Annotated in this window: 1 rRNA gene; it reads right to left on the minus strand. The window is 54.4% G+C overall.

Annotated elements, in window-relative coordinates:
* Nucleotides 1–7: 7 nt before the first annotated feature.
* Nucleotides 8–1,292, minus strand: a 23S ribosomal RNA gene (locus BLW29_RS31055); the annotation flags it as partial.

A 1,292-nucleotide genomic window follows, 5' to 3' on the forward strand; every position in this document is an offset into this window, starting at 1 on the left:
ATGTTCGTAGGATAAGCCCTCGACCGATTAGTATTCGTCAGCTGCATGCATTGCTGCACTTCCACCTCGAACCTATCAACCTGGTCGTCTTCCAGGGGTCTTACATACTGGGAAATCTCATCTTGAAGGGGGCTTCACGCTTAGATGCTTTCAGCGCTTATCCCGTCCGCACTTGGCTACCCAGCGGTGCTCCTGGCGGAACAACTGGTACACCAGCGGTGCGTCCATCCCGGTCCTCTCGTACTAAGGACAGCTCTTCTCAAATTTCCTACGCCCACGACAGATAGGGACCGAACTGTCTCACGACGTTCTGAACCCAGCTCGCGTACCGCTTTAATGGGCGAACAGCCCAACCCTTGGGACCTACTTCAGCCCCAGGATGCGATGAGCCGACATCGAGGTGCCAAACCTCCCCGTCGATGTGGACTCTTGGGGGAGATAAGCCTGTTATCCCCAGGGTAGCTTTTATCCGTTGAGCGATGGCCCTTCCATTCGGTACCACCGGATCACTAAGCCCGACTTTCGTCCCTGCTCGACTTGTAGGTCTCGCAGTCAAGCTCCCTTATGCCTTTACACGCTACGAATGATTTCCAACCATTCTGAGGGAACCTTTGGGCGCCTCCGTTACATTTTAGGAGGCGACCGCCCCAGTCAAACTGCCCACCTGACACGGTCCCTGTACCGGATTACGGTACCAGGTTAGAACTCCGATACGATCAGGGTGGTATCCCAACGTTGCCTCCACCGAAGCTGGCGCTCCGGTTTCTTAGGCTCCCACCTATCCTGTACAGATCGTACCAAAGTTCAATATCAAGCTGCAGTAAAGCTCCATGGGGTCTTTCCGTCTTGTCGCGGGTAACCTGCATCTTCACAGGTATTAAAATTTCACCGGATCTCTCGTTGAGACAGCGCCCAAGTCGTTACGCCATTCGTGCGGGTCAGAATTTACCTGACAAGGAATTTCGCTACCTTAGGACCGTTATAGTTACGGCCGCCGTTTACTGGGGCTTCAATTCATAGCTTCGCCTTGCGGCTAACCACTCCTCTTAACCTTCCAGCACCGGGCAGGCGTCAGCCCGTATACTTCGCCTTACGGCTTCGCACAGACCTGTGTTTTTGCTAAACAGTCGCTTGGGCCTTTTCACTGCGGCCCCCTCGGGCTATTCACCCTACCGAGGCACCTCTTCTCCCGAAGTTACGAGGTCATTTTGCCGAGTTCCTTAACGAGAGTTCTTCCGAGCGCCTTAGCATACTCTGCTCGACTACCTGTGTCGGTTTGCGGTACGGGCACC

The sequence above is a fragment of the Paenibacillus sp. CF384 genome (genome assembly GCF_900106745.1).
Classification (GTDB): domain Bacteria; phylum Bacillota; class Bacilli; order Paenibacillales; family Paenibacillaceae; genus Paenibacillus_Z.